The 16208-nt window shown below is 35.1% G+C and carries 12 protein-coding genes; 1 reads left to right on the top strand and 11 read right to left on the bottom strand.

Annotated features, from left to right (window positions below; translation table 11 throughout):
- Window positions 1-178 precede the first annotated feature (178 nt).
- Complete coding sequence (locus tag IGK91_RS03770; RefSeq protein WP_113803737.1) at window positions 179-1873, top strand: IS1182 family transposase; 1695 nt, start codon at window positions 179-181, stop codon at window positions 1871-1873.
- On the opposite strand, the gene IGK91_RS03765 is transcribed toward IGK91_RS03770, so the two are convergent.
- The 11 genes from IGK91_RS03765 to IGK91_RS03715 form a co-directional block, all read right to left on the bottom strand.
- Window positions 1870-3294 (bottom strand): lipopolysaccharide biosynthesis protein, encoded by a 1425-nt coding sequence (locus tag IGK91_RS03765; RefSeq protein ID WP_010738167.1) that lies wholly within the window; start codon window positions 3292-3294, stop codon window positions 1870-1872. The genes IGK91_RS03770 and IGK91_RS03765 overlap by 4 nt on opposite strands.
- 9 nt (window positions 3295-3303) lie before the next feature.
- Window positions 3304-4275, bottom strand: coding sequence for a glycosyltransferase (locus tag IGK91_RS03760; protein ID WP_081123071.1), 972 nt, complete (start codon window positions 4273-4275; stop codon window positions 3304-3306).
- Between the two features lie 80 nt (window positions 4276-4355).
- Complete coding sequence (locus IGK91_RS03755; RefSeq protein ID WP_010738169.1) at window positions 4356-5180, bottom strand: LicD family protein; 825 nt, start codon at window positions 5178-5180, stop codon at window positions 4356-4358.
- Between the two features lie 138 nt (window positions 5181-5318).
- Window positions 5319-6755 (bottom strand): O-antigen ligase family protein, encoded by a 1437-nt coding sequence (locus tag IGK91_RS03750; RefSeq protein WP_430605332.1) that lies wholly within the window; start codon window positions 6753-6755, stop codon window positions 5319-5321.
- A gap of 40 nt (window positions 6756-6795) precedes the next feature.
- Window positions 6796-7770, bottom strand: coding sequence for a glycosyltransferase family 2 protein (locus IGK91_RS03745; protein ID WP_010719729.1), 975 nt, complete (start codon window positions 7768-7770; stop codon window positions 6796-6798).
- Window positions 7763-8824, bottom strand: coding sequence for an NAD-dependent epimerase/dehydratase family protein (locus IGK91_RS03740; RefSeq protein ID WP_181934218.1), 1062 nt, complete (start codon window positions 8822-8824; stop codon window positions 7763-7765). The genes IGK91_RS03745 and IGK91_RS03740 overlap by 8 nt, the downstream gene beginning before the upstream one ends.
- A gap of 9 nt (window positions 8825-8833) precedes the next feature.
- Window positions 8834-9535: an IspD/TarI family cytidylyltransferase gene (locus IGK91_RS03735; RefSeq protein ID WP_010719731.1), complete on the bottom strand. Its 702-nt coding sequence runs from the start codon at window positions 9533-9535 to the stop codon at window positions 8834-8836.
- Window positions 9536-9769: 234 nt separating this feature from the next.
- Window positions 9770-12487, bottom strand: coding sequence for a DUF5776 domain-containing protein (locus IGK91_RS03730; RefSeq protein WP_181934217.1), 2718 nt, complete (start codon window positions 12485-12487; stop codon window positions 9770-9772).
- Between the two features lie 12 nt (window positions 12488-12499).
- The gene (locus IGK91_RS03725) at window positions 12500-13345 is read right to left on the bottom strand and encodes a LicD family protein (protein WP_010719733.1); all 846 of its coding nucleotides are present in this window, start codon (window positions 13343-13345) and stop codon (window positions 12500-12502) included.
- 253 nt (window positions 13346-13598) lie between these two features.
- Window positions 13599-14639 (bottom strand): glycosyltransferase family 2 protein, encoded by a 1041-nt coding sequence (locus IGK91_RS03720; protein WP_010738173.1) that lies wholly within the window; start codon window positions 14637-14639, stop codon window positions 13599-13601.
- Window positions 14640-14656: 17 nt separating this feature from the next.
- Window positions 14657-16048, bottom strand: coding sequence for a sugar transferase (locus tag IGK91_RS03715; protein WP_010738174.1), 1392 nt, complete (start codon window positions 16046-16048; stop codon window positions 14657-14659).
- Between the last annotated feature and the right edge of the window lie 160 nt (window positions 16049-16208).

Raw genomic sequence — 16208 nt, 5'->3', positions numbered from 1 at the left:
GCAGAAGTTGGTCAAGAATGTATTTCTCTATCACCTTTTGCAAGAATAAGAGAGTGGGACAATAGTCAGAAAAAAATCTGATTATTGCCCCATTTTTTTTTTTGATTTTAAGGTACACAAAAAGCACACAACCTTGTATGATTAAAGTGCCTAAACAAAAATCAAAGGAGTGTGCCTTATGTTTAAAAATTATACCATCAACCAAACAACTTTACCACTAGATGTAGAACATTATATTCCAGAAACGGATGTTGCCTTTGCGGTTCACTCGTTAGTAGAAGCAATCCCGCAAGCGCTCTTCAACCAAATTGAACAACAGCTGGGACGTCCAGCCTATCACCCCAAAATGATGTTGAAAATTCTTCTTTATGCCTACACGCAACGTGTTTTTTCTGGCAGAAAGATCGAATTTTTATTAGACGATAGTTACCGTATGCGTTGGCTAGCCAATCATGAACAAGTGAGTTACCGCACGATCAATCGATTCAGAAGTCAGGAAACGACAGCTCAGCTTCTAGCAGAGGCTTTTGTGTTGTTTCGCCGTCAACTGATAACCAATCAAGTGATAGATAATGAAGCCATCTTCGTTGACGGTACGAAAATTGAAGCAGACGCCAATAAGTTCAGCTTTGTTTGGCGTAAAGCCACCACTCGGTATGAACGGTTGTTAGATGAAAAATCAGAAGCTTTTTATCAAACGCTTTATCAAGAGGAAATTCTTCCTTGCTTAAAAGAAGAAAGTCAATCCGATGGATTGACGAGCGACCAGTTAGAAGAAGTCGCTCATCATTTAGAAGCTGAACTCCATGAAACACAAGTACAATTAACACATGAAAAATGCAAAGAAAAGCAAAGTCAACTAAAGAAAAAAAGAAGAATGTATAAAAAATATCTCCGACAGGTACAAACGGATTATCTGCCAAGAAAACAAAAGTATGAACGGTATGCTCAACTATTTCAAGAACGAAATAGCTTTTCAAAAACAGATACTGATGCCACCTTTATGCGGATGAAAGACGATTATATGCGAAATGGACAGCTCAAGCCAGGTTATAATTTACAAATCGCCACCGAAAATCAGTATGTTTTGAGCTATGAATTATTTCCAAATCCCACAGACACCAAAACATTGAATCCATTTTTAGACAGTTTTTTAGACCGACATAAGGAGTTACCGGAGTACATTGTGGCAGATGCAGGGTATGGTAGCGAAGAAAATTACATGTATATCAACGATGTTCTACATAAAACTCCCTTAATTACATATGGCAGTTATCACAAAGAAAATAAAAAGAAGTACAAGGATAATCCGTTTAACGTGGAGAATTGGCGTTATCTTGAAGAACAAGACACCTATATTTGCCCAGCGAATCGTCCGGTACCGTTCAAAAATTATAGTCGCAGAAAAGATAAAGGTGGCTTTATTCGAGATTTCAAAATCTATGAATGTGAGGATTGTCGGAACTGTTCAGTTCGTCGTCAATGTACGCGTGCGAAAAGTGAACAAAAGCGAAAAATTCAAGTAAATAATAATTGGCGCTATTTCAAAGCAGAATGCAGAAAAAATCTTTTAGAGGAGAAAACTGGTTCGATTTATCGGAAACGAAAAATTGATGTCGAACCCGTGTTCGGACATCTAAAGGCTCATTTGGCGTTCCATCGTTTCCATTTGCGTGGGAAACAAGGAGCAACGATTGATATTGGTTTGGCACTGATGGCATTAAATTTAAGAAAATTAGGAAAATATATGGAGAGGAAAGTGCGCAAAACAGAAAAAATAAGTTCGATTTTGACAATAAACATCAAAATCGAACTTATTTTCTTTTTGAGAAAGAACTATTGTCCCACTCTCTCACTGTCTTCTTTATATTAATGATCTTTGACTAAGTATCGCAAATCTTTTAAGTCGCTCAAAAAACCACGATGGACAATCACTAAATAAATGATATATATCACAATATAGGCAACCATACTCATATAAGTGCCATCAAACCAAAGATTACTAAAAATGAATAATAAAGTTAGACAGGTTTCTAAAAACATTTTAGCACCAATTTTAATATTCATATCTCTACACAAGAAAAATTCAGCTAAATTACAACGGAATGCTAAACTAGCAAGTATTAATCCGACAGTTAAGTTTAAATTCCCTATGATGAAAATGACGAATAGAGAAAGAAGTAAGGATAAGGTCAACGTCAAGACGTTTACCATTAGAATCGTTTTTTCTTTACGCAATGTCTTCAAATAGGTATTGATTAATAAGGACATTCTTCCTTCATAGATAACGATTGGAAATAAGATCCCCATGAATCTTAAACTAACTTCATATTCAGGTAGCCACATGCCTAAAACGATTTTTGCTGGAATATAAAAAATCAAAATAGCATACGTCAAAGGAACAAATACACCTCTTAGTGTTTGAAATAAAGAGGAAAGACGATCTCGATTTGTTCTTCTTAAAAGCGGGAACATGACGATCCCCACCGCATTGATAAAGGTCAAAAACATATTAGAGATACTTAAAGTAAAAGATAATTTACCAAAAGTCTGGATTGACCATTGTTGTTGAACAAAGAAACGGATCGTACCCATAATTAACATACTAGCAATACTACTCAACATTAATTTGCTACCAATATTAATGTTATCTAAGATTTCAGGTACTAGTTCTTTTAGACCAATCATTTTAACTTGCAGCATATCTTTTATTCGGGTCATTCCCCAAATTGTAATCACTAATTTTGAAATGATATCCATAATGATCAACCAGTAAAATTCCCGCCCACCTGTGGCAAAATATATACCGATTAAGACAACATATAAATAGCGATCATTTCTTGATAACTGGGCATACTCTTTAATCCTATTTGTTGATTGGAAAATATAGAGAATAAATGTTTTAACGATGGTCACTACAGAAACAACAGCTGTCAAAATCAAGATCAGTGCTTGGTATTCTCCAGGCATAAAGAAGTAAGCCCATAAAATAACGAAAATCGAAACAAAAAATTCAAATATCGCTAAATACCAAAACTGCGATCCTAAAGAACGTTTATCAATGTCTTTGTACTCTTCTCCACCGATTTTCAAGTAAATACCATCAATCCAACCAAAATGTAAGAATCCTACATAAGAAGAGTAAAAGACATAGAGTTGCCAATAACTATATTCAGTCACTCCTAATAATTTTGGAACAAATAAATTTAAAAGGACAGAAATACCTAATGTAGCAAAGTTAGCTGCTACGGTATAATATAGATTTTTTGCGACAGCTTTTGCTTTATGGTTCATGCTGATACCTCACTTTCCTGACTTATATTTTATAAGATGATAGATATCAGTACCAAAATAAAATTTACGCTTATAGCGGAAGAAAGAAGCAAGAATTGTTGATAACTGTTCCTTTTCCAATATAGCAATACGCATTTCTAGTTCATCAATCATTGACAAGAGCATTTTTTGTTTCTTCTCAAAATCATCTATATCAGTTAAATTAGCTAAATAGTTATTGGCTGCATGTACACGTTGCAATCTTCGTCGTAACGTATTTAGTCTTTTTTGGTAGGCTGTTACTTTGTTTGCTTGGTCAATTTCTTTTTTAAAAGAGCTTTGACCATGTTTACGCCATTCAATCAACGGTTTTCTTAAGAGAAATAACTCATTGCTTAAAACAGCACTTCCCCACATGGACATATCATGGACTGCATTCTCCATTCTTGAAGCATAAAGCATCACATTCGCAATAAAGCTTTGGCGAATAGCATAGACACAGCCTGGACGTCTTAGGAATAAGTTGTTTTCATTAAAAACCACTCGTTCTTCTGATTGTCCCTCTATTTTTTCTGTATCAACCCGTTTTAACTCTTCTGCTAAACCACCTGGCTCTACTAATTCATGATAATCTGATACTAAAACTTGAACTTGTTGATTCGCAAAAGTACGACTCATTTCTTCAATCTTTTTTTCATGCCAAATATCATCTTGGTCACAAGTAAACACAACATCTTTACTTGCTAGATCCAGCAGTTTAAAAAAGTTTTTTCGCCATCCAACGTTTTCTTCATTAACAATCAATTGCCAGGTAGCCTGTAACTGATTTTCTTCAATGAATCTTCGTACAATATTGACTGTCTGATCAGTTGAACAATCATCTTTTATGATAACTTCATCAATTTTTTGAGATTGATTTTTCAAAGAATTGAGCTGTTCTATAATATTTTTTTCGCCATTATATGTAGCCATTACAACAGTTGTTTGCAGTTTTTCACGCATTTACTTCACTCCTTCTAAGATATAGTATTAAAGATGCTACTTTGTTGTTTCGTCTTACTTTTTGTAACCATTTCGAGAGGCTATTTTTCGTAAAAGTTATACGGATGGTGTGTCACGCGTTCATTTTCCGGTGGCATTGTCATGTAATCTCCGTAACGCAATGTAAGAAAATCTCCTCTATTTTTAATAGCCATTACTTTGTGTCCTTCAAATTCGACGTCTTCATATTCAGTAAACCATTGCGTTGGAAAAACACCCCAATCAATATGGATCCATTCTAAATAACCACATGTGTCCGTATCTCCAAATCGGATTTTTTTAGCAGCTTCTTGATATTTTTTTTGCCAATAGACATTATCTCCGATTTTCAATAATTTTTTATGATGAGGATAACGCACTACTAATTTTACGATTGCTTTCAAAAAATCAAAGCTTCGAGCATAAGCTAATCCCAAAGTGTCCATTAAGTTTAGACGATAATTCTCTGTTGTCTCTCTTAAAGCTTGACGTTCTGTAGCAGAATCTGGAATGCCGTCAATAGGAAAAATATCAACAAAAACGCCTAAATCAGGTTCTTCCCCACTAAAAAACTGCTTTGTTTTAGCTACAGTTTTTGGGTCAATCACTTTTGCAAATGGATATCTAAAATTTTCTCTTGTTTCAAAGGACAACAACTTGTAATTTGTATCATTTTTTAAGATCAAAAGCAATTCTTCATAATCTGGTCGGGGCATCACGATATCAATATCATCATCCCAAGGGATAAAACCTTGATGGCGTTCAACACCAATCAGACTTCCATAAAATATGGTATATTTTAGGTTGTTTTCACGACAGATTTTATCAATATAAACTAAAATATCAACTGCTTTTTTTTGTACCTCTGCCATTGTTAATTCTCTCATAAGAAGTCTCCTATATCCAATTAAATTTTTTACTAACGAACGGGAATATTTATTTGCCTTTGATCATCAAATTGACCAATAATAGAAAATATCCTTGCATCCTTTGTTTCTCTGCAAGGATTTTTCCTATTACCTTAATTATTTTTCCAGTCTGTTCAATTGTTTTTGTTGATCGAAATCATATTGAAGTTTTCCTAAATACAACCAGAAAATAAATGTTGCAGAACGTCTAGTTAGTATAATTTCAGTAATCAATAAACTAGAGACTAAGATGATCAACACAATTTGATTATCTATCAGAAATTCCAGATAATTTTTTTGCTTTGTAGCAAATAGAATCCGCAAAGACTGCCACATTTTTGATAGTAAAAATAGGACAAAAACAATTGTTCCAGAGATACCAGTTGCTGCTAATAGATAGAAAAAGGCACTGTGAGGTGTTTGCCCCGTTTTAGCAATATGAGTCTCTGGGATTTTAGCTTTGGCAATTGCCACAAAACCTTTTGGTGTTGTTCCGAAAATGGGTTCAAGTCGCATCAATTCAGTTGCACTTTTCCATAAAGCAAAACGACTGTTAGAAATATCTTTATTTTCAACAACATCCGGTCTTTCGGTAGTGACCAATTTTTCGTCAGGAATTTTTTTCTCTGAATCTTTTTCAAAAAAGTCAACGACCTTAGGACTTGTGATTTCCACACGGTTTGCTACATTGACGTAACCTGTTTTCATCAATGATACGCCACCAAAAACAACGGCTGAACTAATCGCAGCTAGGACTGTTGCTCCTACTACTTTCAATACTAACGATTGATTTTTTTTCGACTGATAAAATAAGTAAAAGAAGAAAACACCAAAAAAGGCCGCAACTACCAATTGGATCATACCAGATCTTGAACCTGAGAGAGAAATATAGCTAAATTGAACAAACATAACAAAAATAGAAAGAACTTTCACCCATAGCTTTTGATTAAAAATAGCTTTTCTAAGGGCAAAAATAATACAAACCAATGAAATAGTTGTCGCATAGTTTGGATCAACAAAAATCCCATAAAGACGATTTTCAAAAAAACCGATTCGCATGCCATAATACAATGATTTAACTGGCGTAGAAAAACTTACACGATCAAAAAACAAATAAAGAGAAAATAGGACAAGTGCAGACCAAACAACTAAAAGAATCGTTTCAAACACAGTAAATAGTTTTTTGTTATTTTCTCTTCCCACTTCAAATACACAAAAGAAAAAGATACATTGCCAAATAATCAGTTTGATGTTTTCCGTGAAAGCATATTCTCGATTCAACAATGTACTGATTGCTAGAATCACTATAAAAACAATTAACCAATATTCAATTTTTATTTTCTTTTTTTCGAGAATCATTGGTAAAAAGTGGCTAAGGAAAATGACTCCTGATAATAACATGATAATCATCGAAAAGATGGAATCGATTTTTGGTGGTAGTGTGGAATAAACACTAACCATCCGACAGATTAAGACAAGCTCAAAAAAAACAATATAGGGCAATGCTATTTTTTGTCCTATACTATGGAATTGCTTTGAAAATTTAGTAAACATTTTATCCTCCATTAGTATAAAAGATCAATCACCGTAACGGTTAATCTTTAGTTTTAGTTATATGTTTCCTTCTAAATTCTACTGGAAACTTATATAAATGTAAGCTAATCATTAAGAGTAATGTAGAAAACTTACGACTCTTGGTAAATATCTCATTCTCCATAATGAATCGAAAGTTATGTCTTAAATAACTTACGATTTCTTTTGTTTCCGGACGATCCGTTACGTTTGCTACTATAATCTTATCGAGAACTAAAAAGTTAGCAAAACAAACACGTTGATGTGCTGCTTTTTTGATTTCTTGACTTCGGTCTTTGAGCTTTATTTCATTGTTTTCCCAAGCTTCAATAAATTCAAATTGTTTTTCTGAAAAACTTTCTGTATTGATACTTCCAAGACGATGATAATAATAGTACTTTTGTTCAGAGTCAATGGCTACTTTGTGGCATTGATTCAATAAATCTACAATAATAAAAGAATCTTCATGATATTTTCCCTCTGGATAGCGGATAGTTGAAAACAGTTCTCGCTTATAGAGTTTGTTCACTGCATGAACAGAGATGATATTTCCTTGTAAAATTAATAATAACGCTTCTTCAGCGGTTACTGTTTTTTTGATTGTGGGTTTGATTATCGGATCTTTTCCCTCGTAGACATCATAAATACCACAGATCGATAAGTCTGCCTCTTCTTTGATGATTGCTTTATATAAAAGTTCATACATATCTTCTGCGATATAGTCGTCACTGTCAACAAAGCCCAAATATTTTCCTTTGGCTACTTCGATTCCCGCGTTTCTTGCACTACTCAATCCACCATTTTGTTTGTGGACGACCCGTACACGAGCATCCTTCTTTGCATAGTCATCACAAATACGTCCACTATTATCAGGTGAACCGTCATCCACTAAAATCAGTTCAAAATCGGAAAAAGTCTGAGCGAGAATGGAATCTACACATTTTTTTAAATATTTTTCAACTTTATAAACAGGTACGATGATACTAATTTCACACATGTATTTCATCCTTAACTAACTGTACTGTATGCTTCAGTGATTCTTCTAGACTAAAGATCGGGAACCAGCCAGTATCTTTAATTTTTTCATTATTTAAAATAGCCGTATTTGCTTTAGAAAAGCCTTGTTGTTCAATTGCATCAGGTAATTCAAAAATGACTTGCTTCCCACTAATTTCAGCAAGTTTTTGAGCAAGCTCTTTTAGATGCAAATCAAAACTGTCATTAGAGATGTTATAAGCTTCTCCATTCTGACCGTGAATAAGGAGATGAAGCATCGCTGAAACAGCATCACCTACATAAATATAGGAAAAATACTGGTTTCCTTCACTCTTTAATACAATATCTTCTTCATGCACTGCATTCAAGATAAATTGAGAAGAAGCCTTAGAGTCAGATAACAGCATCGTTGGGCCAAATGTACGGCATAATCTTGGAATCACAATATCTAATTGATGCTTCGCAATATATGCCTGACAAAGGGACTCACTGACTCTCTTACCTTCCGGATAGCCGGCACGTATAGTATTGCAATCAATATAACCACAATAATCTTCCGAAAACTTTTCAACGTCTCCACGATTTTCGCCATAGATCTCTACAGTTGAAAGGAAAAGCACTCTTTTCGGTTCTGTTGCTACAGCATGTTTCAATACTTGTTCTGTACCAGCAAGATTCGTCATAATCGTGCCAATTGGATCGGTTGCATAAGCTTTTGGATGGGTATTGCTTGCACCGTGGATGATATAGTCAGCCTTAATAGAAAAAGGCAACGGATCTGTCACGTCTCCTTCGATGATCTCAAAATTTTGATCAGAGATATACGGAGAGAATCGTTCTTCCAATCTTTGACGATTTCTTCCCATTGCATATACTTTAATATTAACCCCTAAATACTGGTTTGCTAACATTAACGTATCGACTAAAAAAGAACCAATCATACCTGAGGCACCAATCATGAGTAAAGATTGACCATCCAAACTTTTTAAATCAGGAGTATGTTCGACTACCTTCAGCAAATCATCTTTATATAGTGGATTATTTATTAAAGACATCCTCTTCACCTAATCTTTCATTTTTAAATATGCTTTGAAAAGCTCTAAATCATCGGTTGTGGTCAATTTGATATTTTTATCAGAACCAGCCGCAAAATACAAGGTTTCACCTAAGTCCACCATCATCGTATTGGTATAAGATGAGTCTGTCATTCCAATATTTTCTTTGACCGCCCGATTATAAGCAGATAGTAATTTACCATATTGGTATGCTTGTGGTGTTGAAACACGTCGTAACGTATTACGATCCACATATTGTTGTGTCGTTTCTTCGGTTTTCTTAATAAAAATCTGTTCATTATACGGTAATGAAGTCACACCATTTCCATATTCCTTACATTTCACAATCACATCTGATAGGACGAGTTCATCCACCAATGGACGGATACCGTCATGAATGATAATTGTGTCATCATCCTCTGAATAATCTTTTAAAAATTGTACACCGTTATTGATTGATTCTTGTCCTTTAGATCCGCCAGTAATCACCCATTGGACTTTACTGATATTGAACTCTTTGATATAAGCCCACATGGTTTCTTCCCAACCTGATTTACATACAACAAGAATTCGATCAATCTGTGGATGGTGTTGGAATGACTCCAATGTATAAATAATGATGGGCTTCCCCTCGATATTAATAAATTGTTTTGGTATATCCTGCCCCATTCGTTTGCCAACGCCACCGGCAATAATTATAGCTGTAATCATATGAGATAAATTCCTTTCTTTTATGTGTATTTATACTAAATAGGTATTGAAAACTTGCCTATTATTTCACTATCCGTTCAATAAAAACCATATTTAACCTTTTACATTTTCTCACAACTGCCAATAACTTTCAATGTTTTCCACTGAGCCTCGGTGAAATATAAGTATTATACAAAAAAACAACACATCAAAAGAATGATAGAACATTCGATTGATGTGTTGATTTATTTATTTTTAGTTTACTTTTTGAACATACTTTTTATTTGCAGTCACATAACCATCAGCTGTTTTTAATCGTGGAAGTCCTGATGGGGTATATTCGATTGATTGGATCTCTACGATCGTTCCTTTGCTAATTGCAGCTCCTTTTTGCGTAAAACTGAGATCTTTATAGTAGTAATCATTCATCAACAGTTGAACTCTTTTAGGATTCGTCACAAAATAATTATCATTTGCATTCGCAGCAGCTGTAACATACCCTTTATTAGCTGTAACATATCCCTTATTGGTTTTTAATCGTGGGATTCCACCAGCTGTATACTCGATACCTAAGACATCGATCACCGTACCTTTCGCAATTGCGGTACTTGGTTGTTTAAAGTCTATGTCAGAATAATAGCGATCATCCCTCAACATAACAATTTTTCTTGGATTTTCGATAAAGTAATTATCACTGTCACTCACTAATTGTGTTACATAACCTCTATTTGCTGTCAAATAGCCTTTTGCCGTTTTTAACCGTGGGATTCCACCACTTGTAAATACCACATTTTGGACTTCAATCAATTCATTTTTAGAGACTGCCTCCCCTTTTTGACTGAAATTGACATCATGATAATACGTATCATTTGTCTTCATGACCACATATCCTGGATTACTATAATAATAGTTTGAGATATTATCTGGCACTTCTTGCACATACTCTTTATTAGCCGTCAAATAGCCATCGGGCGTAAGCAATCGCGGTACTTGACCTTCACGGTATACGACACCTGTAACAGATACAAGCGATCCTTTCGTCACTGCTTTTCCTTTATGGAGAAAGTCTGTGTCTCGATAGTAAGTATCATTGGCTTTCATGACGATTCGAACAGGGTTTTTCGTATAGTAATTATCAATTGATGCTACAGTTGCGATCACGTAGTCTCTATTTGCTGTATAAAAGCCTTTATTTGTTTTTAATCGAGGTATTCCACTCTTTGTTTTTTCAATTCCCGTTACTTTGATGACCGTACCAGCTGAGACTGATTCTCCTGGTTTTGTAAACTCGACATCTTGGTAAAAACGATCATTTGTCTGAGCAATGACTTGTCCTGGATTTGTCATATAGTACATATCAGAGATATCACGATACTGTTCGACCAAATTTTTATTCGCAGTCAAATAGCCATTTTTTGTTTTTAAACGGAAAATACCAGAGTCCGTGTAAGCTAAGCTTTCTACTTCCACCACTGTACCTTTCGTGACTTTATTCAAACGCTGGGTAAAAGCTGTATCTGCATAAAAATAATCATCGGTCTTCAAACGAACTTTTTTAGGATTCGTTGTAAAATAAGAATCAATATTGCTTTGAGCCGCTACAACATATGATTTATTTGCTGTTAAATAACCGTGATCTGTAAATAAGCGTGGAATCCCACTAGCGGTTGTTTGAATACTTTTCACAGTAACTAAAGTATTTTCTTTAACAGTCATTCCAGGACTGGTAAAATTCACATCATTGTAAAAACAATCATCCTTCTTGAGGATGACTATTCCAGGATTTGTCGTATAATATTTATTTAGGTCAGGTCCGGTTCCTGTATTTGGCGTTCCAAAAAAAGAACTGTAAATCATCGACATGTCAAAGGGACGTGATTGATAATTAGCCAAACCTGGGAAATACATTTTAGACGACCACTGCCAAGCGCCATAATCATTGTTCCACTGCATCGATTGTGTTGGAGTATAAGGATATTGTGCGACCCATATACGTTCTTTATTAAAGGGAGCAGGATTGATGTACCCACTATCTAGCCAGCCTCTACTAAGATATAGTGCAGCATTAGAATACCCAAGATTTTTTAGTTGTTGATTAAAAGCCAGAGCATTTTTTTGCGTATCGCGTCCGTTGGAAATCAAGTTTGGGTCTTCTGCGTCATCGAACATGATCGCATTTTTGGGCAAACCAAATTTTGACGCTGCTTGTGCAAAATATTTTGCCTCTGCTTGAGCCGTCTGGACAGATGTATACAAGCTATAATGATAAGCGGACACGCTTAGTCCTGCAGCTTTAGCATTGTTGATTTGACTTTGCGCATACGGATTAGTATAAGATGTTCCTTCAGTGAGCTTGACGGTTACTCCCGTAACCCCGTAACTTTTAATTTTTTGATACTCAGCAACAGAGATTGTTCCATTCCAACTAGCGACATCAATGAAGTCTTTTCTTGGTAAATTAGGATTATCGGCATATACACTATCAGGTTCCCTCATTCTCGTCATAATCCCATACTGACTGCCAGACGGTTGCATGGCATAAGTACCTTTTTTATGGTTTGTCCCTCTTTTCCCGAGTTCAGCATCTTCTCTTGAATCACCTTGACTAGCATCTGGTTGGACCTCGGTAGAATCACTCGTAGAATTGGCGGTCTCGGAACCCAAAGTGCTGGTACTTTCTTGAGTGGGGATTGTCGAGCTGCTGGTCATACTGGATTCTGTCGAAGAAGTCTCAGCCGTAGATGTTTCCGTAGTTGTCGAACTATCCGATTGTTTTGTATCGTTAGTTGTGGTAAGTGTTGCTGAATCAGACGAGTCGTTCATTTGCTTTTCTTCAGTTCCCACTTCATTCATAGCCTTCTGTTCTTGACTAGATTGAGAAGTTTTAGCTATATTTTCAATTGCATAAGTATTGGAAATAGAGCTATTTAATAATAATGTACATAAAAGTACACCAGAAAAAATCCGTTTCATCTCTTTTCTCCTTCATACTGTATCGTTTACTTTGTAAGCTTTTTTAGTATCAACAAGAACAGCTTCATGATGAGGCTGTTGTTCTTCTTCAGGGGGCAATTGCATGTAGTCACCAAAGACCTGTTTCAAATAGCGGTCATATCCAACAGGAATTGGCATTTTTGTCTCTTCAAAGGGAACAACAATCGCTGATTTAAAATCTTCCAAATGGTAAATATTTCCCATATATTTAGGTCCGACACATAATTCTGTGACATAAGGTGTCGATCCGAATGAGTACTTACTCATTTGTTTTTCTGCAAAACGCCAAATCTTATAGCGGATTTTGGGCGAAGAGAACGTACTTAAAAGCACCTTGCTACCTGTTGCCATCATTCCTCCATGTTTTTCGGGCACAACCTGAGAACAAAACAATGCATAAACGAGCGCCCACATTTTTTGGATTTTCCGTTGCGCACTTTTTTCAGGCGCACCGTCCAAAGGAAAAATATCAATCGGTATACCATGAGGAATAGCCATTCCTTCTTGATACGTTTTGACAAATGTGGTATTTGCATCTCGAATGGTCATAAATGAATTATGATCATTGTAATTCTCAGAAGCAACCAATAGCGGATAGCGTTCAACATCAGCATATTTTGGCCATAGTTCTTTTATTTTTTCATAATCTTGTCTAGGCATAAAAAAATCCAAGTCATCATCCCAAGGAATAAAACCTTGATGACGGATAGAGCCAATACAGCCACCACCACAAAAATAACAAAGTAGGTCGTGTTTATTACAAAAATCGACAAAATATTGAGCGATTTCTAACACTACCTGCTGGACATTTCTTAATTCAGGATCATTACTATACATACTTACAGCTCCCTCTATTTTTATTTTATCATAACTATTTTTTTTATCCGAAATAGAATCTGTCTAAATTTGCAAAAAAAGAGTGTGGGTCAAAAGGAAAACCTAAAGACCCAAACTCGAATAAATAGTGTGTTAGAAGAAACTTTTATCCTAACACTTTTATAAATGTGAGAATAAAGCCATGACAGCTGTCACTGCTTTTTTATTTCGATTGAAAAGCAAATGATATCACCCTGCTATTCCGGTCGCTTATTTAATACACTCGTTTTAGTGTTGCCATCAATCCTGGCATCTTTATTTCAACAAAACTTCCGATGCGTACAGCAGTTAAAAAGAATGAACAAGGCAGGTTATACAATTGCTTCGTTACTTTTTTTACTGTAGAGTCGGTGCAAGCAATTTTTTTCGCCTCAACAATAGTTGGATCCGTTAATATTTGCTTTGCTTCAGCTTTTTTTTCTTTTGCTGTCCGTGTCGAAGTGCCATAGATAGAAAAGATGACCGACGTCGTTCCTTTTAAATGGAGAGCTGCCATTCCTGGCTTATCGACTTCATTCGTCACTTCATTTGCTAATTGGTAGAACTCTTTGAAGGTACTAAATTTATTGGGACGGTACTGATTCGTGATTCCTTTGCCACCTTCAAATTCATAAATATAAGAAATTTTCGGGTTCATCAGGACATTTTGACAATATTTATAATAATGCAAATTAAAAATACGGTCTTCACAGCTATTGTATCCTTTAAAAAGAAGCTGATTCTGTTTTAAAATATCCCTTCGATAACATTTATTCCAAACTACATACATCAACTGATCGTTCATTAATCGATACATGTCTTTTATAAAACTATCATGACTTTGATAATGATGCTCCGTCACTAAATTTTCTTTTTCTGAAATAATCTGTTCTCCGTCCATCGTTCGAAAGATAAATGAACTAACGATCAAATCGGTGTCTGGATGTTTAGCTAAAAGCTTGTCATAATCAGATAAAACTTCTTTTTTCGGCGTATCATCCGCATCAAAAAATAAGATGTAAGTTCCTTGGGCTTGCATAATCCCTTCATTTCTTGCTAAACCAGGCCCTTGATTAGCCGTTGTGATCAGTCGAAATTTAGGGTCGTTCTCAATAAGTCTCGTAATGATTGCTTCCGTTTGATCTGTCGAACCATCATTGATTAACAAAACTTCATAATCAGTAAAATCAAATTCTTTTAAAGATGCGATCGTACGAGCAATCGTGCTTTCAGCATTATAAATGGGTATGACGATACTAAATTTTGGGTTACTCATTTTTCACTACCTCTCAACTAGCGAAAGATTTTCTCTTTTGGAAAAGCAATCTCTGCCAATGAATGAACATTCTCATCTTCTTCCAAGCCTTGAGAAGACATCTTATCAAAAAGAATTTTAATGGTTTGTAATAATATTTTTAAATCGAGCAATAAAGAATATTTCTTGATGTAAAGTAAATCAAACCGTAATTTACTGTTGTAATCTGATACGTATTTCCCATAAACTTGCGCATAACCCGTTATCCCAGCACGTACATTGTGTCTCAAATAGTAATAAGGATTTTCCGCATTGAATTGATCAACAAAGAAAGGACGTTCTGGTCGAGGACCAACGATCGACATGTCTCCCTTTAATACATTAAAGATTTGTGGTAATTCATCAAAACGAACTGCTCGGATAAATTTACCCACTGGAGTGACACGAGCATCGTTGCTCTTAGCCAAAACAGGTCCTGATTTGGCTTCTGCAGTCGCAGTCATCGAGCGAAATTTATAGATTGAAAATTCTTTTTGATTTTTAGTGATCCGAATTTGTTTATAAATAACCGGACCCGGTGAAGTAACTTTTACTAAAATAGCAGTTAATAACATGAAAGGTGAGGCTATGATCAGTAAAATCAACGAAACGATAATATCAAACAACCGCTTGAATAATTCATATTCTGGTGGAATTCTGAATCCTGAAGCTTCAATAATACTTTCATCTTCAAAGTTCATGATGTTTGGATTGATCATCGTTAAGTTTTCAAATGTCGTATTGAGAAATAATTTCTTCTCATTTTTTGTCACTAATTGATAGATTTTTACTTTTTCTGCTTCTTCAATATGTGAAGCCAGATAGACGATATCCATTTGATCAATCATTTTTTTCACATTTTCATAGTAGTGATCGATGACAACCGCTTCTACTTTATGCTTATTATTTTTTTTAGAACTGAAATTTTGTATGGCCGGTGCCACATCTTTTTCTGATCCAACGATCACGACTTTCTTATCACGACTGACTTTCAAGTACAACTTATAGATTAATATTCTGTAAAGACTCAATAAAATGGTCGCTAGCACAAATGACAGTAAAATTACGCCTCGTGGGAAAGCAAACCAGCGTCCAGCAAAGGTGACGACCATGATCCCCAATGTCATTAAGACTTGACCAATAACCGTGACAAACACGATATCGCTGACCGTTCGATTATAAAAAACATATACGCCCAATAAGATATTCAAGGCAATAAATATAACAGAAATAAAGATTGCTGAATGTTGAAAAGTTTCAAAATTCCGCATGGGTATTTCCCCATGAAATTTCAGTAAGAAACTGCTATATATGGCTACATTGTACATCAAAACATCCATTAAAATAATGAATATTCGTCTTGCAGCACTCCATTCCCCATTTTTATTCATATATACACTCCTAATCACAAAATAATGCACCTATTATCTTACCATAGCAGGGTTTAAAAGCCTAGTGAATAAACAAATTGTAACAGAATTACAAAAAACTACTGCTCTACAATTATAACGCTTGCTTTTAATATCTCATTTTACGAAAAAAAAACTACCA

Source organism: Enterococcus sp. DIV1208 (genome assembly GCF_050530455.1).
GTDB lineage: Bacteria > Bacillota > Bacilli > Lactobacillales > Enterococcaceae > Enterococcus_B > Enterococcus_B hirae.
This window is presented reverse-complemented; position numbering and strand designations above follow the sequence as displayed.